This is a genomic window from Kitasatospora sp. NPDC058048 (genome assembly GCF_042885555.1).
GTDB classification, from domain to species: Bacteria; Actinomycetota; Actinomycetes; order Streptomycetales; family Streptomycetaceae; genus Kitasatospora; species Kitasatospora lactacystinica.
In genome coordinates this window covers 32,401-53,142 of record NZ_JBHVRT010000055.1, presented here as the reverse complement: position 1 = coordinate 53,142, position 20,742 = coordinate 32,401, and the positions used below count along the sequence as shown (strand labels likewise).

Genomic DNA, 20,742 nt, shown 5'->3' with positions numbered 1-20,742 from the left:
GGCGTTACCTCCGGATGTCGCTGGTGGGTGGGGGGTCCGCCGGGCGGCGGACGGGTGGAGCCGGTTCGGGGGCGGCGTCGGGGCGGGTGCCGAGGCGGGCGTCGAGGCCGTCCAGCCATCCCGGCAGGCCGGCGGTGCGCAGGAGGCCCGTCCCGACGAGCACACCGGCGAAGCCCTCCCCGAGCAGGCGGGCGGCGTCGTCGGGGCAGCGGATGGCGCCGGCGCTCACCGGGCACCGGGTGCCGCTGTTCAGCACCGCGGGCAGGAGCGAGGAGCTCCGGCCGAGGTCGCCCGGGCCGCGTTCGCGGGTGGCGATGTCCTTGTTGTTCACCGCGACCACGCACTCCTCGGCGCGTGGCACGCGGCTGATCTCCTCCTCGGTGGTGACTTCGACGAACGGCGTCAGGCCCAGGCGCAGGCCGAGGTCGACCAGGTGGCCCAGGGTGGCGCGGGGCAGCAGCGCGGCGGTGAGCAGGACCGCGGAGGCGCCGCTCTCGCGGGCCTGGTGCAGTTGGCTCCGGCGGGTGATGAAGTCCTTCTGCAGCACGGGCAGGTCCGTCGTCTCCACGACCTCGCGCAGCAGGTCCTGGGTGCCGCCGAACCACCGCCCGGTCACCACGGACAGGCAGGGTGCGCCGACGTCCCGGTAGTCGGCGACCAGGCGGGCGGCCGACCTGTCACCGAACAGGTCGTTTCCAGCGGCGTCCTGCCGCTTGAGCTCCATGATCACCGGTCGGCGGGCGTCCAGCAGCGCCTCGATGAACTCGGCCGTCATCCGGGCACCCCGCTGCCGTCCGCCGCTCGCCAGCCGCGCCGCACGGCCGTGACCCGGTCGGTGCTCAGCCGTCCGTCGGGGTCCCTGGCCGCCGTGTCCACGTCGATGCCCAGGAACAGGGGGTGGTCGACCACCTCCCGGTACTCCTCCCGGTTGCCGGCCGTGATGCCGCCGGCCAGCAGGAAGGGGCGCGAGAGGCGGTCCGCGATCCCGAGGACGGCCGCGCGGTCCGCCGGTTGCCCGGTACTGCCGATCCGGCCGTCCCCGGCCACCGTGTCCAGCAGGAAGAGGTCCGTTCCCGCCCGCTCGTACGCCGCGATCAGGGACCGCTCCGCGCGGGTGTCCGTACCGAGGTGCAGCACCTTGACCACGGTGAGGTCCGTGGTGCTCTTCAGCGCGCGGACCAGACCCGGCGGCTGGTAGCCGTGCAGTTGGACCCACGGCACCCGGGCCGCGTCCGTCGCCGCGCGCAGCGCCCCGGCGTCGTTCAGGAAGGTCACGAGGACCGGACGCAGTCGCGCCGTCCGGTGCACGACGTCCGCCAGCACGGTCAGTTGACGGAGCGTCAGCTCTGTGCGACCCCCCGGAACGCCGTGCCACAGGCCGACCAGGTCGGCTCCGGCGCTGTCGAGCGAGGCCACGTCCCCGGCCGAGGCGGCTCCGCAGATCTTGACCAGCATCAGGCGTCACAGCCCCAACATGGCGGCGACGCGGTTGCGTTGGATCTCCGAGGTGCCCGAGTAGATCGGGCCGGCGACCGCGTCGCGCACGTCCTTCTCCAGTCCGTACTCGGCCAGGTACCCGCTGCCGCCGAAGATCTGCACGGCGGCCAGCGCGGAGGAGAGGTTGCTCTCGCTGGCGACGAGCTTGCTGACGGCGATGTCCCTCGTGACGTTCTCGCCCTCCGTCAGCCGAACCGCCGTGTCGTACAGCCATTTCCGCGCGGTGTCCAGGCCGATGCTCATGTCCACCAGCTTGTGGGAGATCGACTGGTACGAGCCGATCGGATGGCCGAACTGGACGCGCTCCTTGGCGTACTCGACGCAGCGGTCGAGCCGGTACCGCATCTGCCCGGTGTTGATGACGAAGGAGCAGAGGATCTCCCACTTCATCACGTGGTCCAGGACCAGGAACCCGGATCCGACCCGGCCGATCACGGCGGACGCGGGGACCCTGCAGTCGTCGAAGTGCAGTTCGCCCAGCGGAGCGGTCCGCAGTCCCATGGTGGCGACGGGCGGCCCGACGACGAGCCCCGGGGTGTCCCGCTCCACGACGAAGGCGGTGATGCCGAGCGGGCCGCCGTTGGGGTGGGTGCGCGCGTAGACCACGAACACGTCGGCCACCGGGCCGTTGGTGATGAAGGACTTGCCGCCCCGCAGCACGAAGCCGTCGTCCTCGCGGGTGGCCGTGGTCCTCATCGCCAGCGCGTCGGAGCCGCTCTCGGTCTCGCTGATCGCGTGCGCCCCGATCGTCTCTCCCGAGCAGATCCCCGGCAGGTAACGCGCCTTGAGCGCCGGCGATCCGAACCGCTGCAGCGGGACCCCGGCGCCGACCAGGTGGGTGGCGACCGAGAAGTTCAGTCCGCCGTCACGGCATCCGGTACCGAGCTGTTCGAGCACGTGCATGGTGGTGAGCAGGTCCTGGCCCAGCCCGCCCCACTGCTCGTCGAACGGCAGGCCGAGGATTCCGGACCTCCTGATCAGCTTCCACTTGTCCCACGGGAAGGCGCCTTCGGCGTCCCCTTCGAGATGGCCCGAGCTGAGTTCCTCGCACCACTGGGCGATCCCCTCGCCCAGGGCGATCTGGTCGGCGTTCCACCTGATCATCTGTCGGTCCCGTCAGTCCTGTCGGTCCTGTCAGTACTCGGAGAATTCGGCCGAGTCCAGGTTGTGGCGTTCGTCGCCGCGCAGCGCGGGCGAGAACACGCAGACCAGGCGGAGGTCCTCGTCCTGGCTCGCGATCAGGAAGTGGGCGTCGTGCCGGTCGAGCGCGTACAGCGTGCCCGGCTCGATCGGGTGGGACGTGCCGTCGGCGTCCACGACCTCGCCCGTCCCCTCGATGCAGTAGCAGGCCTCCAGGTGGCGGCGGTACTCCAGCCTCGACTTGGTGCCGGCGCGGACGGTGGTGTCCGTCATCGTGTAGCCCAGGCCGTCGGATTCGAGCAGGAACCTGCGGCTGAGCCCGTTGCCCCAGTCCACGGTCTTCGCTTCGTCAAGACGTCGGACGATCATCGGGTGTGCCTCCTGGTGTTGGCTGAGTACGGCGAAAGGGTGTGCACGAAGGTGTGGAACTCCTCGACCACGTCGGCCCCTTCGGCGAGGGCCTGCTCGATCCGGGCGACCCCGGCGCTGCCCACGACCGCGGCGTCGGCACCCAGGCCGTGCAGCAGGTCGACGTCCGCCCCGGAGCGGACGCCGAACCCGACGGCGATCGGTACGGCGGTCGCCTTCCGCAGTTCGGCCAGCGCGGCGGCCAGCTCCCGGTGGTCGGCCGTGAGCCTGCCGCCGCTGCGGCCGTAGTGGGCCACCAGGTACAGGTACGCGGTGGCGCACTCGGCGGCCGCGGCCTTCACCTCGGCCGTCGACGCGGCGTAGCAGGTGGCGACCATGGGCAGCCCCGCCTCCCGCACCGCTTCCAGGCAGCCGGCCCGTAGCCGCGGTGGCAGGCCGTGGACCAGCAGCCCGTGGACGCCCGAGTCGGCGACCCGCCGGACGAACACGGGCACGGTCAGGTCCCTGACCGTGTGGCTCCAGTCGGCCAGCAGAGCCACCCGCAGGTGGCGCAGCCGGGGCAGGATCCCGCCGAGGAAGTCGAGCACCTCGTCGAGTCCGCCCCCGTCGGCCAGGGCCCGCTGCGCCGATCGGCGGATGACGGGCCCGTCGGTGACCGAGTGGGGAAAGGGCACCGCCAGCTCCAGGCAGTCCACCCGGCAGTCGTCGAGCATCCGCATGACGTCGGCCAGTACCGGCAGCGGCGGGTCTCCGGCGTTGAGGAACATCGCCAGGCCGGGCCGGTCCGGCGGCCGGTGTGCGAAGAACCCGCTCACCACGCACGCGCCGCGGCCGCCGTGCGGCGCGCCGGTCGGGCGCGCAGGCGCTCGACGAGCTCGCGGGCGGCGCCGCTGCGCAGGGCGTCGTCGGCGGCCCCGATCGCCTCCGGCCACCCGTCGACCAGCCCGCTCGCGACGGCCAGCGCGGCGGCGTTCAGGCGGACGGTCCGCGTCGCGAGATCCGTCCCCTCCCCGGAGAGCACGCCGAGAAAGTGGTCGACCACGTCCTCGCCCCTTCCGGCCGGCCGCAGTTCGGCGATCGCGTCGGTCCCGATCCCGGTCCCGGTCCCGGTCCCCGGAGCCTCGGCCGGCAGCCGGATCCCGTCGGTGCCGTCATTGGTGAGGACGGTGTTGTCGACGGAACCGACGAGCTCGTCGATGCCCAGCTCGTTGGAGCACAGCCAGATCCGCCGGCCGGCGACGGTGGCGGCGACATGGCCCAGAGTCGGCACCAGCGAACGGTCCGAGACGCCGACGAGCTGGGCGGAGACCGGCACCGCGGCGAGGAAGGGGCCGACGGAGTTGATGAATCCGCCGATCATCCGCAGGTCCATCGGCACGATGCTCCGGGCCAGCAGCGCCACCTCCCGCGGGTAGACGAAGTTCCCCGGGAAGGCGATGCCGAAGCGTTCCAGCTGGACCTCGGTCTGCTCGTACGAGGTGGTCCTGCCGATGCCGAGACGGTCGAGCAGATCGTGGGAGCCGCAGCTGCTCGTATAGGCGCGGGATCCCGTCTTGACGATGCGGACGCCCAGGGCCGCGGCGACGAACGCCGCCGCGGTGGAGATGTTGAACGTGGCCGGCCCGCCTCCGGTGCCGACGATGTTGGCCGCGCCGTCCAGCCGCGCGGGGACGGCCGGCCGTCGCTCGTCCAGGGAGCGGAGCATCGCGACCAGCGTGTCCGGATCGGGCATCCGGGTGGACAGCGATGACAGCAGCGCCACCGTCTCGCCGGACCGCAGCGCGCCGTCGCGCAGCTGGTCCCAGAAGGACCCCCACAGCTCCTGGTCGACGGTGCGGTCCCGGTCGATCAGCGCTCGCAGTACCTCGTGCATGGCTAGTGGGAGTCCGTCCGGTGCGGCTGGGCCTCTTCGATGAACCTGCTGATCGAGGCGACGGAGCGGAAGCTGTCCGGGTCGAGGTCGAACTCCTCGACGCGCAGGTCGAAGCGGTCCTCGAGCCAGGCGATCGTCTTGAGCAGGCCGAGGCTGTCGATGACCCCGCCGTCCACGAGGTCGTAGTCGGAGTCCAGCTCGTGCGCGCCGACGTCCGGCAGGAACTCCTCGATGATGAACCGGGTGACTGTCGCGGCGTGCTTCACGTGGCCGTTCCTTCGCTGGGCTGGGGTTCGCTGAGCTGGGACTGGAGCTGGGACGGGGAGCAGGTGCGCTCGATGGGAGTGCGGTCGATCTTTCCGGTGGACGTCCTGGGCAGCGGGTCGTCCGTGATCAGCAGGGTCGAGGGGACCGCGGTGAGCGGAAGCCGTTGTGCGCAGTGCCGGCGCAGCGCCAGCGAGTTCAGCCGACTGTCCGGGGCGCGACGGACCACGCTCCGCAGCAGGCGGCCGGCCACCGGGTCGGGCACGGCCAGTACGGCCGCTTCGACGACGTCGGGATGGGCGAGCAGCACCTGTTCGACCTCATGGGTGTTGACCCGTGTGCCACGGACCTTGACCTGGTGGTCGTTCCGGCCTTCCAGGGTGATGCGGCCGTCCCGGTCGCGCCGCACGAGGTCGCCGCTGCGGAAGTAGCGCCGCGTCTCCCCTTCGTGGCGGTGGGTCGCGAACCTGTCGGCGTTCTGCTCCCGGTCCAGGTAGCCGGCGGTCTGGAACGGCGTCGCGACATGGAGCTCGCCGGTTCCCGGCCCGGTCACGATCCCGCCGTCGGCGTCGACGATCACCGCGTGGACGCCGGGCAGCGGGCGCCCGATCGGCACCGGGCCGTCCGCCGGCTCGGTGCCGTCGACCTCGTGCAGGAAGCTGTCGTTGGTCTCGGTGCAGCCGTAGACGTTGTAGAGCCGCGCGCCGGTGAACAGGTGCGGAAGTTCGGCCAGGCAGCGGGCGGGCATGCTGTCACCGGTGAAGACGACGTGCTCGACCGTGTCGAGCCGCCGGCCGCTCCCGGTGGCCGCGTCGACCAGCAGCCGGTAGAACATCGGTACCGCCTGGACGAGTTGGACCCGGTGGCGGGAGACGAGGTCCAGCAGGTGGCCCGGGTGGGTGGCCCGGGCCGGATCGACCAGGACGACGCGGCCGCCGTACTTGAGCGTGGTCCAGATGTCCAGCAGGCACAGGTCGAAGGTGAGCGGGGCGTAGTTGAGGACCGTGGTCCCCCGACGGATGCCGAACCGCTCGCCGGCCCAGGTGGTGAAGCGGTCCACCGCCCCCGTACTCAGCGGCACGATCTTCGGCTGCCCGGTGGAACCGGAGGTGGTGAACATGAAGGAGATGTCGGCGGGCTCCGTATCGCGCGCCGCCCCCGGTTCCGCCCCCGGTTCCGCCGGCCGGTCCCCGGCGCCCGGCCCGGGCGCCCGGGGGCTGTCCGGAGTCAGGACGTGCCGGATTCCGGCCCGCTCGACCAACGCGTGGGACGTCCGCCCCTCCGGCGTGGGGGCCGGCAGCAGCAGGAAGCGCCGCCCTTCGAGCAGGCAGGCGAGCACCAGGGCGATCGTCGAGGGCGACTTGGCGGCCAGGATGCCGATCGGCTCGTCCTCGTCCGGGGCGAGCCGGCCGATCCGGGCGCGTTCCCGCTCCGCCAGTCGGTGGAGTTCACCGTAGGTCGTCTCTTCTCCGTGCCACACCAGCGCCGGATCGCCGGGATGGCCGGTGGCGTGCGAGACGAATGAACCCACCAGGCTCTGCTGCTGCGTCATGCCTTCTCCGAGTTCATGCGAACGAAGTGAGTTCATATTCAACGGATGAGTTCATGCAACGGGTTCACCGATCTCATTCGGAACATTGTTGGGGCCGACACGAAAGGGGCTCACCCGGCCGTCCACCTGGTGAAAGAAGAATTATCACGTGGCGCCCGTCCACGGAAGTGGGTTGCTCGACCGGGGTCATGACGGCACGTCAGAGGCGGTCTCGCGGCCGATCGCGCCGATGCTAGCCGTCGAGCGTGTTCGATCTACATAAGGAATCCGGTGGACTGGCGTAAAGATTGTCTTGATGCCTGCAACTCCGTTTCCTGTCTTGCGGAGTGAGACGGGAGCTGCCTACTATCCGCCGTACTGATCGCGATGTAGCGAATCGGCGAGGGGATTTCCGGGGCGTTCGAGCGTTCCCGATCGCCGTGAAAGGTGGATCCGTCATGCCTGGCTCCGATCGGCGCGCGCACGCTCCGACCCTGTTGTCCTTCGCCCAGCAACGGCTGTGGTTCCTCGACCGGCTGCGGCCGGGTCGGCCGGACCACAACGTCCCGACCGCGGTCCGCCTGCGCGGCCGGCTGGACCAGGACGCGCTCGTCCGGGCGCTGACCGAAGTCGTGCGGCGCCACGAGGTGTTGCGCGGCAGGATCGTCGACTCCGGCGACGGACCGCGCCACGTCACGGACCCGGTCGGGAGCTTCGTGCCGACGATCACCGATCTGACGCATGCCCCGGCGGAGCAGGCCCGGCAGCGGGTCCGGGAGCTGATGGCCGCCGATCTGGCGACCCCGTTCGACCTCGGGACCGCTCCGATGCTGCGGGCCCGACTGATCCGCACCGCCCCCGACGACCACCTGCTGCTCCTGGTGATCCATCACATCGCCTGTGACGGCTGGTCGTTGTCGGTGCTGTGGGAGGAGATCTCCGCCGGATACGGTGCCGCCGTCGAAGGCCGGCCGATCGCCCTGGCGGACCTGCCCGTCCAGTACGCCGATTTCGCGGACTGGCAACGGAACAACCAGGACGGAGCCGCGCTGCAGGAGCAACTCTCCTACTGGCGCGAGCAGTTGGCCGACCTCGGCCTGTCGGTGCTCCCGACGGACCGGGCCCGCCCCGCGGTCTGGTCGGGCCGGGGCGACCAGGTCGAGATCGAGATTCCCGCCGAACTCGCCGACCGCGTCCGCGCACTGGGGCGCGCCCACGAGGTCACGCCGTTCATGACACTGCTGGCCGCCTTCCAGGTCCTGCTGGCGCGCTGCACGGGACGGGCCGACGTGACGGTGGGGACGCCGATCTCCGGACGGACCCGGATCGAGGTGGAGCCGCTGATCGGCTTCTTCGTCAACACGCTCGTCCTGCGCACCGACCTGTCCGGCGACCCCGGCTTCACCGACGTGCTCGCCCGGGTACGGCGGTGCGCGGTGGAGGCCTACGCCCACCAGGACGTCCCCTTCGAACGGCTGGTGCAGGAGCTGCGGCCCGAACGCGATCTCGGCCAGCACCCGCTGTTCACCGTCATGTTCCAGCTGGAGGATCCGCCCGCGCTCCCGTCCGGCCTCCCGGGGATCGAGGTGAGCGACCATCGGATACCGAACGAGGTGGCGAAGTTCGACATCGAGGTCTCCCTGACGGACCGCGGAGACCGCATCACCGGCGTCATCCGCTACGCCACCGACCTCTTCGAGCGCGACACGGTGCGGCAGCTCTCCGAGGGTTTCAGGGCGCTGCTCGACCAGCTCGTCGGCAGCCCCGAACGGCCGGTATCGGCATGGGAGACCCCTCCCGGCCTCCGTGCGAGCCGCTCCGCCACTGCCGCCGTGCCGCCCGCGGCCCCGCGGTCCGGTGCCGACCGGGCCGGCGCTCCCGTCGCTCCCGTCGCGAGGACCGCGACCGAGACCGAGCTTCTCGTGCTGGAGATCTGGGCCGAGGTGCTCGGTGCCGCCCCGGACGACGTGCACGGCGACTTCTTCGAGCTGGGCGGCCATTCGCTCCTCGCGTCGAAGATCATGTCCCGACTCGGCCGGGCACTCGACCTCGAACTGCCGGTCACCCTGCTGTTCTTCCACCCGACCGTCGCCGAACTCGCCGACGCCGTCGACGCGGCGCTGCTGGTGGACCTCGGCGCCGCCGAAGCGGAACCACGTCCCGCCGAAGCGGAACCACTCCTCGCCGAAGCCGAAGCGCTTCCCGCCGAAGCCGAACCGCTCCCCGCCGGAAAGGCCCGTCACCCGTGAAGGCACCGCACAGTCGATCCGAACCCGGCCGGCCGGTCGGTTCCCCGCCGGCCACCACCCGGGCCCTGCTGGACCAACGCGTCCGCGCGGCCCGGAGCAGGGCCGCCGAGGGCGAGCCGGGGGACGCGGTCCCACGCCGCCCGGAGGGCGCACAGGTGACGTCGTTCACCCAGGAACGCATGTGGCTGATCGAGCGGCTGTCCAACGGCCCCGCGATGTACAACGTCCACGAGGTCTTCCGGCTGCGCGGCCCGCTGGACGTGGCCGCCCTCGGCCACAGCCTCACCGAGCTGGTGCGGCGCCACGAAGTCCTGCGCACCGCCTTCCCCGAGCGGGACGGGCGCCCCGTCCCCTCGGTCGAGCCGGCCCGGCCGCTCGACCTGCCCGTCACGGACCTGCGGGCCGAGCCCGCGGAACACCGGACGCGGCTGGCCCTCGATCTCGTCCACGCCGAGATCCTGCGCCCGTTCGACCTGGCCACCGCCCCGCTGCTGCGCGCGGCACTGCTGCGGGTCGACGAGGACGAACACGTCCTGGTGGTGGTCGTCCACCACATCGCGGTCGACGGCTGGTCGATGCCGCTGCTGTGGGACGACCTGTCGGCGATGTACCGGAGCCGGCTGGAAGGCCGCGAGCACGAGCTGCCGCCCCTGCGGATCCAGTACGCGGACTTCGCCCACTGGCAGCGGGCCCGCCTCTCCGGCGAACGCCTGCAGCGCCAACTGGACTACTGGAGCGCACAGCTGTCCGGGCTGTCGCCGCTGGACCTGCCCACCGACCGTCCGCGCGGACCGGTCCGCGCGGGCCGGGGCGAGCGGATCACCTTCACGGTGCCCGAGGAGCTGGCCGGGCGGTTGCGGCTGCTGGGCCGGCGGCACGGCGCGACGATGTTCATGACGCTGCTCGCCGCGTTCCAGGCCCTGCTCGCCCGCTACAGCGGGCAGTCGGACGTGGCGGTCGGCACCCCGGTCGCGGGCCGCACCCGTCCGGAACTCGACCCGCTGGTGGGCTCGTTCATCAACACCGTGGTCATCCGCACCGACCTCGCGGGCGACCCGAGCTTCGCCGAGCTGCTCGATCGGGTCCGCCGGACCGCCGCGGACGCCTACGCGCACCAGGACGTGCCGTTCGAGCGGCTGGTGCAGGAGCTGCGGCCGGCCCGCGGTCTCGACCGCAACCCGCTGTTCCAGGTGATGTTCGCCGGCCTGTCCGACCCGACCGCCTCCCTCCGGCTGCCGGGGACGGAGGTCGAACGGATCGAGGTCGACAACGGCACGGCCAAGGTCGACCTCAGCCTGGTGATCGCCGACGGGCCGGCCGGCACGGGCGGGACGACCGGGACGGTGGCCTTCGACACCGATCTGTTCGACCGCGCGAGCGTGGAGCGCCTGGTCGGCCACTACCTCCGGCTGCTGGACGCCGCGGCCGGCGATCCCGACCGTCCCGTCTCGCGCCTGGAACTGCTCACCGAGGCCGAACGCGAAGCGCTGATGGTGGCCGCCAACGCCACCGACGAGCCCTTTCCCGCGGACCTCTGCGTGCACGAGCTGGTCGAGGAGCGGGCCCGGCGGACCCCCGACGCGGTGGCGGTCCGCTGCGGCGCCGAGCGACTGACCTACCGGGAACTCGACCGCCGGGCCAACCGGTTGGCCCGGCACCTACGAGCCCGCGGAGCACGGCCGGAACGCCTGGTCGGCGTGTGCCTGCCGCGCTCGGCGGACCTGGTCGTGGCCCTGCTGGCCGTCCTCAAGTCGGGCGCCGCCTACCTGCCGCTGGACCCGGACCTCCCGGCGCAGCGCATGTCGTTCATGCTCGCCGACGCCGACGTGCCGCTGCTGCTCACCCAGGACTCCCTGGCCGACCGGCTCCCGAGCCACGGCGCCGCGACGGTGCGGATGGATACCGAGGCCCGGCTCATCGCGGCCCGGCCGGATGACCCGCTGCCACCGCTCGCGACGCCCGCCAACCTGGCGTACTCGATCTACACCTCGGGTTCGACCGGCCGCCCCAAGGCCGTGCTGGTCCCGCACGAGGGCGTGGTCAACTACCTGGTGGTCCGCGGCCGGCAGCTGGACCTCGGTGGGGACGACGTCGTCGCCTCGGTGGCCTCGATCTCCTTCGACGTCATCGTCCCGCAGGTGCTCATGCCCCTGGCCTGGGGCGCGAGCGTGGTGATCGCCCCGTCGGAGGTCGCCGTCGACGGCCCGCGCCTGACGGAGATGATGCGCGAGTTCGGCGTCACCACGCTCATGGCCACACCCGCCACCTGGCTCCTGCTGCTGGACGGCGGATGGCAGGGCGGCCGGTTCCAGGCGATCTGCGTGGGTGAAGCGCTCCAGCCCGCCCTGGCCCGGCGGCTCCTCGACCGGGTCTCCACACTGTGGAACGGCTACGGTCCCACCGAGGCGTCCGTCGGCTGTGTCACCCGGCGCGTGGACGCCGAACGGGACCTGGCCCGCCCGGGCGGGTCCGTGCCGATCGGCCGGCCGCTCGGCAACCTCCGGATCCACCTGCTGGACCCGGCCGGCGCCCCGGTGCCCGTCGGCGTACCGGGGGAGATCCACATCGGCGGGGTCGGCGTCACCCGCGGCTACGCCAACCGGCCGGGGCTGACCGCCGAGCGCTTCGTGCCGGATCCCTTCGGCGCGGCCGGCGGCCGGCTGTACCGGACCGGCGACCTGGCGCGGTACCTGCCGGACGGCAGCCTCGTCTTCCTCGGCCGCACCGACGAGCAGGTGAAGATCCGGGGATACCGCATCGAGCTGGGCGAGATCGAGGCCGCGCTGTGCGCGCAGCCCGGTGTCGCCAGGGCCGCGGTGACGGTGCGCGGCAGCGGGACGGACGCCGAACTCGCCGGCTACCTGGTGTGGCAGGACCGGCCCGGTGACCTGGGGGACCTGCGGCGCTCCCTGCGCGAGACCCTGCCCGAGTTCATGGTGCCCACGACGCTGACCGCGCTCGACCGGATCCCGTTGACCACCAACGGCAAGGTGGACCGCGGGGCCCTGCCCGCGCCCGCCCGCCACGGCCACGAGGCCGGTGCGCTACCGCCGCGGGACCTGCCGGAACTCCTGATGACCGGGATCTGGGAGCGTGTGCTGGGCACCCCGCGGGTCGGCGTCCGGGACGACTTCTTCGCGCTGGGAGGGCACTCCCTCAGGGCGGTCGAGCTGGTGGAGGCGATCCGGCGGGAGTGGGGGGTCACCGTGCCGCTGAACACGGTGTTCCGCCACCCCACCGTCGAGGGCCTGTGCGCGGAACTGCCCGACGCGTCCCGGGCGCTGCGCCGGCTCGTCGTCCCGCTGGCCGAGGGGGACCGCCGCCGGGCGCCGCTGATCCTGGTGCACCCGCAGAGCGGCGACGTGTGCTCCTTCCTCCAGCTGGCCGGACAGCTCACCGGGCGCCTCGCCGCATCCCCTGCGGGCGCCCGGCCCGTCCACGGCCTGGAGGCCGTCGGCTACAACACCGACGAGCCGCCCCTGGCCACCGTCGAGGAGCAGGCGCAGCGCTACCTGCGGGAGCTGCGGTCCGTCCTGCCCGACGGCCCGTACCTGCTGGCCGGCTGGTCCTTCGGCGGGCTGGTCGCCTTCGAGATGGCCCGCCTGCTGGAGGAACAGGGGAACCCCCCGGGATTCCTCGGGATCATCGACGCCGGAGCGCCCGCGTCCACCGCCGGAGCCGCCGACGGGTCGGCCGGGGACCTCCACGGGCTCGACGAGCAGGACGTCCTCTCCCTGCTGCTCCACGACGCGAACTCCGGTGAGCGCCTTCCCCGGCGGGGGCGCACCGAACAACTGCAACGCATGGTGCGGGTCTTCACCACCAACGGCGAGGCCGCCCGACGCTACCGGTCGACGGCACGGCTGCGGACACCGATCCACCTGTTCACGAGCGCCGAGGCCCACCCCTCGCTGGCCGGCCCGGTCGTCGTCCCCGCCCGGTGGCGGGAACGCACCCGCGGGGCGCTGAACGTGGTCGAGGTCCCCGGCAACCACCACGACATGCTCTCGCCGCCCCATGTGGCGCCCTTCGCCGACGCGCTGTCGGCCGTCCTGGAGGAGCTCGGATGAGCGACGGACACGAGTTGCCGCTGTCGTCGGCGCAGTCCGGCATCTGGTTCGCCCACCACCTGCGCCCCGGCAGCCCCGCCTACAACACCGGCGAGTACGTGGACATCCCCGGGCCGATCGACCCGGAGCTGTTCGAGACGGCCGTGCGGCGCGTGGTGGACGAGACGGAGTCACTGCGCGTCCGCCTCACCGACGGTGCCGACGGCCCCCGGCAGGTCGTCACCCCGGCGCCCGACTGGACGATGCACCACGTCGACCTCACGTCGACACCGGATCCGCTGCGGGCGGCCGAGCGCTGGATGCGCGCCGATCTGTCCACACCGGTCGGGCTCACCCGGGACCCGCTGTTCCGCCAGGCCCTGTTCACCGTCGCGCCGGACCGCTTCCTCTGGTACCAGCGCGTCCACCACATCGTGGTCGACGGCTTCAGCATGTCGCTGATCGCGCGCCGCGTCGCCAAGACCTACACCGGACTGGTCGAGGGCAGGGGCGGGGCAGGACCGGCCTTCGGGCCGCTGAGCCTCCTGCTGGCGCACGACGCCGCCCACCACGCATCGCAGCAGCCCGAACAGGACCGGGAGTTCTGGGCGGCCCGGCTGGCCGGCCGACCGGATCCCGTCAGCCTCGCCAGCCGCTCGGCGGCCGCCTCGGACGGCTTCCTGCGCCGTACCGGCAGCCTCGACGCGCCCACCCTGGCCGCGTTGCGGCGGGCCGCGCGACCCGCCGGGGCGAGCTGGCCCACCGCCTTCACCGCGACGGTCGCCGCGTACCTCCACCGCCTCAGCGGCGAACGGGACATCGTGCTCAGCATGCCGGTGACCGGGCGCACCGGCTCCTCCGTACCGGCCGTCCCCGGCATGGTCGCGAACGTGGTGCCGCTGCGGCTGAGCGTGCACCCCGAACAGGGTCTGTCCGCCCTCGCGCGACAGGTGGCCGAGGAGGTCGCCGCGCTGCGCCCGCACCAGCGCCACCGCAGCGAGGACCTGCGCCGGGAGCTGGACCCGGCACGCTCGGAGCGGGTCCTCTTCGGGCCCGTCGTCAACATCATGTCCTTCTACTACCGCCTGGACTTCGCGGGGGTCCGGGCCACCGTGCACAACCTGTCCAACGGGCCGGTCGAGGACCTCTCGTTCTCCGTCTACGACCGCTCCGACGGCACCGAACCCCGGCTCGACGTCGACGCGAACCCCGCGCTCTACTCCGAGGCCGAACTCGCCGCCCACCAGCAGCGGTTCCTCCGGTTCCTGCACGCGGTGGCCGCCGACCCGGACCGGCCGATCGGCCGGCCCGACCTCCTCACCGAGGCGGAACGGCACCGGACCGTCGTGGCCGGCAACCGCACCACTCGGCCGCTGCCGCACCCGACGGTGCCGCTGGCCTTCGCGGCCGAGGCCGCGCGCACACCCGACGCGCCCGCCGTGGTGTGCGGGGAAACCACGCTGTCCTACGCGGAGTTGAACGCCCGGGCCAACCGGCTGGCCCACCGGCTCATCGCCCTGGGCGTCCGCTGCGACAGCACGGTGGCCGTGCTCATGGAACGCTCCGCCGACGTGGTGGTGGCGGTCCTGGCGATCGGCAAGGCCGGCGGCGCCTACGTGCCGCTGGACACCCGGGCCCCGACGGCCCGCCTGCGGCGCGTCCTGGACGACACCGGGGCGGCGGTGCTGCTCACCCACCGGGCCACCCGGGAGCACACACCGTCCCACGGCACACCGGTGGTCGTCGTCGACGCCGACCCCGGCCTCGCCGAGGAGCCGGCCACCGACCCCGTGGTGCCGCTGCGCCCGGACCATCTGGCGTGCGTGCTGTACACCTCGGGGTCCACGGGCACGCCGAAGGGGGTGGCCCTGAGCCACCGCAACGTCATCAGCATGACCGCGCAGGGCTGTTGGCGCGAACAGGGCGGCCCGCGCGTGCTCGCGCACTCCCCGCACGCCTTCGACGCCTCGACCTTCGAGTGGTGGGTACCGCTGCTCAACGGGGGCCGGGTGGTCGTGGCCCCGCCCGGGGAGCTGGCGCTCTCCGACCTCCACCGGCTGATCGTCGACCACCGGGTCGGCGCACTGTGGTTGACGGCCGGGCTGTTCCGGGTGCTCGCCGAGGAGTCCCCCGGCACGCTGGCCGGGGTCGGCCAGGTGTGGACCGGCGGTGACATCGTGCCGGCCGACGCGGTACGGCGCGTCCTGGCACGCTGTCCGGACTCCGTGGTGGTCGCCGGGTACGGCCCGACCGAGGCCGCCACGTTCACCACGCGCCGGGTGCTCCGCCCCGGCGAGGCCGTGCCCGACGTCGTCCCCCTCGGCCGGCCGATGGACAACAGGCGGGTGTACGTCCTGGACGAGGCGCTGTCGCCGGTGCCGCCGGGGGTGGCCGGCATGCTGTACGTCGCCGGTGCGGGCGTGGCGCGCGGGTACCTGAACGACCCCGGCCGCACGGCAGGCCAGTTCGTGCCGTGCCCGTTCGGCGAACCGGGGGAGCGGATGTACCGCACGGGCGATGTGGTCCGCTGGAACGCGGAGGGGGAACTGGAGTTCCTCGGCCGCGCGGACGAGCAGGTCAAGCTCCACGGGTTCCGCATCGAACCGGGCGAGATCGAGGCGGTGCTGGCCGGGCACCCCGCCGTCGCCCAGGCGACCGTGGTCGCCGGCCCGGGTGCCCCGCCCGGACGGCGTCTGATCGGCTACGTCGTCCCGGCCGGGGACTCGGGGCTCGACCCGGCGTCGGTGCGGGAGCACGCCTCGGCGGTGCTGCCGGACTACATGGTGCCCTCGGTGATCGTCACGCTCGACGCCTTTCCGCTGACCCCCAGAGGGAAGATCGACCGGGCCGCGCTGCCCGTCCCGGACCTCGCACCGGCACCGTCCGGTCCCGGGCCGCGCACCCCGGCGGAGCGGACGATGTGCGCGCTGTTCGCCGAGGTGCTCGGCCGGCCCGCGGTGGGCGTCGACGACGGTTTCTTCGCGCTGGGCGGCAACTCCCTGCTCGCGACCAGGCTGGTCAACCGGGTGCGGGTGAGGTTCGGCCGCGAACTCACCCTCGGCGCCCTGTTCCAGGCGCCCACGCCGGCGCGCCTGGTCGACGCGCTCGACGACGCCCCGGACGCCGCGGCCGTACCGGACCTCTCACCACGTACCCGACTCCGACAGCTCTGACAGTTCCGACAGTTCCGACAGCTCTGGCAGCTCCGACAGCGATCACAGGAAGCACCTCGGCATGGCCCACACCCTCTCCCAGCCCGACGACACACCGGCAGCGCCGGCACCACCTGAATCCCCGATCGCGGCAGCATCCCCGACGGCCCCGGCACTGGGGGTGTCCCAGGTCCGCCGGTACTACCAGCTCGTCGACGCCGGGGACGTGCCCGCGCTGGTCGCCCTGTTCACCCCGGACGCCCGCTACCACCGCCCCGGGTACCGGCCCATGGTCGGGCACGCCGAACTGGAACGCTTCTACCGCGACCAGCGGGTGATCCGCACCGGCGTGCACACCCTGGCCACCGTGGTCACGACCGACGACGAGGTGGCGGTGCACGGCCTGTTCCGCGGCGTGCTGCACGACGGCGGTGAGGTCGAGCTGCGGTTCGCGGACTTCTTCCGGATGACGCCGCAGGGCCGCATCGCCGCGCGGGACACCTTCTTCCACGTGCCCGCGGTCTGAGTCACGGCCACAGCGGCCACAGCAACTGCAATGGCCACAGCAACTGCAGCGGCGCCAACGGCGACGGCCCACCCGGTCGCGCGTCCAACCCCGACGGGGACACTTCAGCACAGGAAAGCGGGAAGCAGTTGACCAAGACCGTCTTCACCTCCGACATCCCGGCGTTCGTCGGCAGCGGACGGCCGCCGTTCGACGCCCGGGCCATCCACGAACTGGTCGCCGAACAGGCGGAGCGGGCCCCGCACGCGCCCGCCGTCACCTGCGACGGACGGACCCTGACCTACCAGCAGCTCAACGACCGCGCCCACCGGCTCGCCGGGCGCCTGCGAGCGGCCGGACTGGCGCAGGAGGACGTCGTGGGCGTGCTGGTGCCGCGCTCGCCGGAGCTGATCGTGGCCCTGCTCGCCGTCCTCGTCGCCGGCGGGGCGTACCTCGGACTCGAACCGGACGACCCGGCGAGCCGCCACGCGCTGCTGCTCAAGGACGCCGGCGCGGGCATGGTGATCACCGAGGAGGCCCTGCGGGAGCAGCTGCCCGGCACCGTCGTCACGGTGACGGAAGGCCGCCCGGCGCGGGAGCCGGCCACCGGGCCGGCGGTTCCGGCCCGCCCCGGCGACCCGGACCGGCTCGCCTACGTCAGCTACACCTCGGGCTCCACCGGCGAGCCCAAGGGCGTCGGCGTGCCCCACCGGGCGATCGACCGGCTCGTCCGGGGCGCGGACTGGATGGACGTCCGCGCCGAGGACGTCTTCTTCCACCTCGCGCCGGTCGCGTTCGACGCGTCCACGTTCGAGATCTGGGCCCCCCTCGTCAACGGCTGCCGACTGGTCCTCTTCCCCCCGGTCGCCATCACGCTGGAGCACGTGGCGCGCGTCGTCCGGGCCGAGCGCGTGACGGTCCTGCTGCTGACCACCGGGCTCTTCCACCAGATGGCGAGCTCCCACCCGGAGGCGTTCGCCGACGTGCGGCACGTCCTCACCGGGGGCGACGTGGCCTCCCCGAGCCACGTCCAGCACCTGCTGGCCCGCCACCCGCAGCTGCTCTTCACCAACGGCTACGGACCGACCGAGAACACCACGTACACGACCTGCTGGACCAGCAGCACCCTCCCGGAGCTGCGGAGCGTGCCGATCGGCCGCCCGATCAGCGGCACCAGGGTCGCCGTGCTCGACGGCGACCTCGGCCCGGTGCCCGTCGGCGAGTGCGGGGAACTGTACGTGGCCGGGGCGGGCCTGGCCCGCGGCTACCTGGGCCGCCCGGCCGCCACCGCCGAACGGTTCCTGCCGGACCCGTTCGGGACCGAGCCGGGCGCCCGGATGTACCGGACCGGCGACCTCGTGCGATGGCTGCCCGACGGCACCCTGGAGTTCGTCGGACGCGCGGACGACCAGGTCAAGGTCCAGGGCTACCGCGCCGAACCGCGAGCCGTCGAGGTCGAGCTGGAACGGCTCGCCGGGGTGCGGCACGCGGTCGTGCTGCCGCAGCCCGACCCCGCGGGCGGCACCCGGCTGCTGGCCTACGTCGTGCCCGCGGAACCCGATCCGGCGGGCAACGCCGAGCTCGGCCGGCGGCTGCGCCACGAACTGCGGGACCGGCTGCCGGGCTACCTGATCCCCTGGGCGATCCTCGTCCGTCCCGAGCTGCCGGTGAACCGCAACGGCAAGATCGACCGCCGGGCCCTGCCCACCGCCACCCGGGTGCCGCGCAACGTGCCCAACGAGTTCGTCCCGCCCCTCACCGAGGTGCAGACGCGACTGGCCGAGTTGTGGGGCGACGCCCTCGGCGTCGAACCGGTCGGCGTCGACGACGACTTCTTCGACCTCGGCGGACACTCCCTGCTGGCCACCGACCTCCTGGTCGCCACCCAGCGTGAGTTCGACGTGGACCTGCCCGCGCAGACCCTGTACCTCTCGCCGACCGTTGCCGAGCTGGCGACGGCGCTCACCGCCCGGATGCGGACGCCGGGCCCGGACGGCCCGACGGACGGCCCGACGGGGGACCCGGCCGACGAGGCGGGGGAGGGGCAGCTCCGATGACGGCGGTTCCCCCGACCATGCGCTGCCCGGTCCTCGCCCCGCAGCCGGTCGATCTGATCGACCCCGACCTCTACCTCTCGGGCGGGGCGCACGAGGCGTGGCGACGGCTGCGCCGCGACGCCCCGGTGAGCTGGCAGCCGGTCGGCGACATCGGCTACTGGTCGATCGTCGCCCACGCCGAGGCCAACCGGGTCCTGCGCGACCACGACACGTTCACCTCCGAACAGGGCACCCTGCTCAACCTCCTCGGCAAGGGCGACCCCGCCGGCGGCCGGCAGATGGCCGTGACCGACCCGCCCCGGCACTCGCGCCTGCGCGGCCCGCTGCAGCAGGCGCTGTCGATCAAGACGGTGGAGAACGACCGGGAGGCGATCCGCCGGGCCGTCGTCGAACTGCTCCGGCCGTTGGCCGACGGCGGCCCGTACGACTTCGCCGCCGCCATGGCCACCCTGCCGATGGCGGTGATCGGCACCATGATGGCGCTACCGGAGCAGGACTGGCCGCGGCTGGTCCTGCTCGCCCACGCCTGCATCGCCGCGGACGACCCCGAGTTCCAGCTCGCCGCCGGACCACGGGCCACCCTCGTGACCGCCCACCGCGAACTGTTCGCCTACTTCCAGGACCTCGTCACCGCGCGTCGGCGCGCACCGGGCGGCGACCTGATCAGCGTGCTGCTCACCATGGAACTGGACGGACGCCGACTGTCGCCCGGCGAGATCGTGTCCAACTGCTACAGCCTGCTGCTCGGAGCGACCGTCACCACCGCCCAGCCGCCGATCGCGGCGATGGCCGAACTGGCCGGGACCGCCGTCCTGGACGACTGGGCGGCCCACCCGGAACTGCTCGGCAGCGGCGTGGAGGAGGCACTGCGCTGGGCCTCGCCCACCCAGCACTTCATGCGCCACGCCACCCGCGACGTTGAGATCCGGGGCGTGCCGATCCGCGCGGGGGACGCCGTCGTCGTGTGGCTGGCGTCGGCCAACCGCGACGAGACCGTGTTCGCCGACCCGGACACCTTCGACATCCGGCGGCGTCCCAACAAGCACATCGCGTTCGGCGTCGGCGCGCACTACTGCATCGGACACACCGTCGCACGGGTGGCCCTGCGGATCCTCTTCGCCGAACTGCTCGGCCGGTTCACCGGCTTCGAACCCGCCGGGCCGCCGCGGCGCATGCGCTCGAACATCATCGCGGGCTTCACCCACCTGCCGATCACCGCGCGGACCCGGTAGGAGCCGTCGCCACGGCCGCTGCCGAACCCGAGAAGAAACCCCACCCACGGAAGGTCATCAGTGGACGCTCCGACGGCCCGTACCCGCAACAAGTGGTTCCTGCGCGAGCCGTCGCCGGTGGCACCGGCGCGGCTGTTCTGCCTGCCCTACTCCGGCTGCGGTGCGAGCATGTACCGCCAGTGGCCGTCACAGGTCGACGGCGTCGAGGTCTGCCCCGTGCAGCCGCCCGGCCGGGAGAACCGGATGCGCGAGCCCGCCCACACCACCTACGAGGCGCTGGCCGACGACCTCTGCGAAGCGCTGCGCCCCCACCTGGACCGCCCCTACGCCCTGTTCGGGCACTGCGGCTCCGCGCTGGCGGCGTACGAGACCGCCGTACGGCTGGTCCAGCGGGGCTGCCCCGCCCCGACCCGGCTGTTCGTCTCCTCCGAGGTCGCGCCGCAGGACGGCCCCTACGGCAGCTTCCTCGGCATGAGCGACGACGAGCTGGCCGCCGAACTGCGCCGGCTCGTCGCGGAACTGGGCGGCACCCTGGAACCGAGCCTGCTCGCGCTCTACCTCGGCGTCCTGCGCAACGACGTCGACATGAACAAGCGGTACCACGTGGCCGAGCCGGTCCGGCTGCCGTGCCCGGTCACCGCCATCGGCTGGACCGGGGACACCGGCATCGCCCCGTCGCTGATGACCGGCTGGTCGGCGTGCGGCGAAACGACCTTCGAACTCCTGGAGGGAGGCCACTACCGCTTCATCGAGGCGCCGGCGGAACTCCTGGCGCTCCTGGTCGCGGATCTGACGCCCACCCGGTCCCGCACGCCCTGACACCG

Annotated in this window: 15 protein-coding genes; 7 read left to right on the top strand and 8 right to left on the bottom strand. The window is 72.9% G+C overall.

Annotation, left to right across the window (positions count from 1 at the left end):
• Positions 1-4: 4 nt before the first annotated feature.
• Genes ACFVVA_RS37950 through ACFVVA_RS37915 form a run of 8 tightly spaced genes read right to left on the bottom strand, consistent with a single transcriptional unit; the run spans position 5 to position 6,695 of the window.
• Positions 5-775, bottom strand: coding sequence for an indole-3-glycerol-phosphate synthase (locus ACFVVA_RS37950; protein ID WP_387695265.1), 771 nt, complete (start codon positions 773-775; stop codon positions 5-7).
• Positions 772-1,455 (bottom strand): N-(5'-phosphoribosyl)anthranilate isomerase, encoded by a 684-nt coding sequence (locus ACFVVA_RS37945; RefSeq protein ID WP_387695264.1) that lies wholly within the window; start codon positions 1,453-1,455, stop codon positions 772-774. The genes ACFVVA_RS37950 and ACFVVA_RS37945 overlap by 4 nt, the downstream gene beginning before the upstream one ends.
• 6 nt (positions 1,456-1,461) lie before the next feature.
• On the bottom strand, positions 1,462-2,601 hold the full coding sequence (locus tag ACFVVA_RS37940) for an acyl-CoA dehydrogenase family protein (protein WP_387695263.1): 1,140 nt from the start codon (positions 2,599-2,601) through the stop codon (positions 1,462-1,464).
• A 30-nt stretch (positions 2,602-2,631) separates the two neighbouring features.
• Complete coding sequence (locus ACFVVA_RS37935; protein WP_387695262.1) at positions 2,632-3,006, bottom strand: ectoine synthase; 375 nt, start codon at positions 3,004-3,006, stop codon at positions 2,632-2,634.
• On the bottom strand, positions 3,003-3,821 hold the full coding sequence (trpA, locus tag ACFVVA_RS37930; protein WP_387695261.1) for a tryptophan synthase subunit alpha: 819 nt from the start codon (positions 3,819-3,821) through the stop codon (positions 3,003-3,005). The genes ACFVVA_RS37935 and trpA overlap by 4 nt, the downstream gene beginning before the upstream one ends.
• Positions 3,818-4,879, bottom strand: coding sequence for an anthranilate phosphoribosyltransferase (locus ACFVVA_RS37925; protein ID WP_387695260.1), 1,062 nt, complete (start codon positions 4,877-4,879; stop codon positions 3,818-3,820). The genes trpA and ACFVVA_RS37925 overlap by 4 nt, the downstream gene beginning before the upstream one ends.
• A gap of 2 nt (positions 4,880-4,881) precedes the next feature.
• Positions 4,882-5,145: an acyl carrier protein gene (locus tag ACFVVA_RS37920; protein ID WP_359908886.1), complete on the bottom strand. Its 264-nt coding sequence runs from the start codon at positions 5,143-5,145 to the stop codon at positions 4,882-4,884.
• Positions 5,142-6,695 (bottom strand): AMP-binding protein, encoded by a 1,554-nt coding sequence (locus ACFVVA_RS37915; protein WP_387695259.1) that lies wholly within the window; start codon positions 6,693-6,695, stop codon positions 5,142-5,144. The genes ACFVVA_RS37920 and ACFVVA_RS37915 overlap by 4 nt, the downstream gene beginning before the upstream one ends.
• Positions 6,696-7,132: 437 nt before the next feature.
• On the opposite strand from ACFVVA_RS37915, the gene ACFVVA_RS37910 reads away from it, so the two are divergent.
• The 7 genes from ACFVVA_RS37910 to ACFVVA_RS37880 all read left to right on the top strand — a co-directional run bounded on the left by ACFVVA_RS37910 (position 7,133) and on the right by ACFVVA_RS37880 (position 20,737).
• Positions 7,133-8,923 (top strand): condensation domain-containing protein, encoded by a 1,791-nt coding sequence (locus ACFVVA_RS37910; RefSeq protein ID WP_387695258.1) that lies wholly within the window; start codon positions 7,133-7,135, stop codon positions 8,921-8,923.
• A 155-nt stretch (positions 8,924-9,078) separates the two neighbouring features.
• A complete protein-coding gene (locus ACFVVA_RS37905; RefSeq protein ID WP_387695257.1) occupies positions 9,079-12,993 on the top strand; it encodes an amino acid adenylation domain-containing protein in 3,915 nt (1,304 codons plus the stop codon).
• Positions 12,990-16,145, top strand: a complete 3,156-nt coding sequence (locus ACFVVA_RS37900) for an amino acid adenylation domain-containing protein (RefSeq protein WP_387695256.1) — start codon at positions 12,990-12,992, stop codon at positions 16,143-16,145. Before ACFVVA_RS37905 ends, ACFVVA_RS37900 begins: the two co-directional genes overlap by 4 nt.
• Before the next feature lie 61 nt (positions 16,146-16,206).
• The gene (locus ACFVVA_RS37895) at positions 16,207-16,650 is read left to right on the top strand and encodes a nuclear transport factor 2 family protein (protein WP_387695255.1); all 444 of its coding nucleotides are present in this window, start codon (positions 16,207-16,209) and stop codon (positions 16,648-16,650) included.
• A gap of 128 nt (positions 16,651-16,778) precedes the next feature.
• Positions 16,779-18,686: an amino acid adenylation domain-containing protein gene (locus ACFVVA_RS37890; protein WP_387695254.1), complete on the top strand. Its 1,908-nt coding sequence runs from the start codon at positions 16,779-16,781 to the stop codon at positions 18,684-18,686.
• Entirely contained in the window at positions 18,683-19,918 is a 1,236-nt protein-coding gene (locus ACFVVA_RS37885) for a cytochrome P450 (RefSeq protein ID WP_387695253.1), read from the top strand. Before ACFVVA_RS37890 ends, ACFVVA_RS37885 begins: the two co-directional genes overlap by 4 nt.
• A gap of 60 nt (positions 19,919-19,978) precedes the next feature.
• Positions 19,979-20,737, top strand: a complete 759-nt coding sequence (locus ACFVVA_RS37880) for a thioesterase II family protein (RefSeq protein WP_387695252.1) — start codon at positions 19,979-19,981, stop codon at positions 20,735-20,737.
• Positions 20,738-20,742: the final 5 nt, after the last annotated feature.

Coding starts and splice junctions, on each gene's coding strand:
- ACFVVA_RS37950 (WP_387695265.1), bottom strand. CDS start 775: ATGACGGCCGAGTTCATCGAGGCGCTGCTGGACGCCCGCCGACCGGTG.
- ACFVVA_RS37945 (WP_387695264.1), bottom strand. CDS start 1,455: ATGCTGGTCAAGATCTGCGGAGCCGCCTCGGCCGGGGACGTGGCCTCG.
- ACFVVA_RS37940 (WP_387695263.1), bottom strand. CDS start 2,601: ATGATCAGGTGGAACGCCGACCAGATCGCCCTGGGCGAGGGGATCGCC.
- ACFVVA_RS37935 (WP_387695262.1), bottom strand. CDS start 3,006: ATGATCGTCCGACGTCTTGACGAAGCGAAGACCGTGGACTGGGGCAAC.
- ACFVVA_RS37925 (WP_387695260.1), bottom strand. CDS start 4,879: ATGCACGAGGTACTGCGAGCGCTGATCGACCGGGACCGCACCGTCGAC.
- ACFVVA_RS37915 (WP_387695259.1), bottom strand. CDS start 6,695: ATGACGCAGCAGCAGAGCCTGGTGGGTTCATTCGTCTCGCACGCCACC.
- ACFVVA_RS37910 (WP_387695258.1), top strand. CDS start 7,133: ATGCCTGGCTCCGATCGGCGCGCGCACGCTCCGACCCTGTTGTCCTTC.
- ACFVVA_RS37900 (WP_387695256.1), top strand. CDS start 12,990: ATGAGCGACGGACACGAGTTGCCGCTGTCGTCGGCGCAGTCCGGCATC.
- ACFVVA_RS37895 (WP_387695255.1), top strand. CDS start 16,207: ATGGCCCACACCCTCTCCCAGCCCGACGACACACCGGCAGCGCCGGCA.
- ACFVVA_RS37885 (WP_387695253.1), top strand. CDS start 18,683: ATGACGGCGGTTCCCCCGACCATGCGCTGCCCGGTCCTCGCCCCGCAG.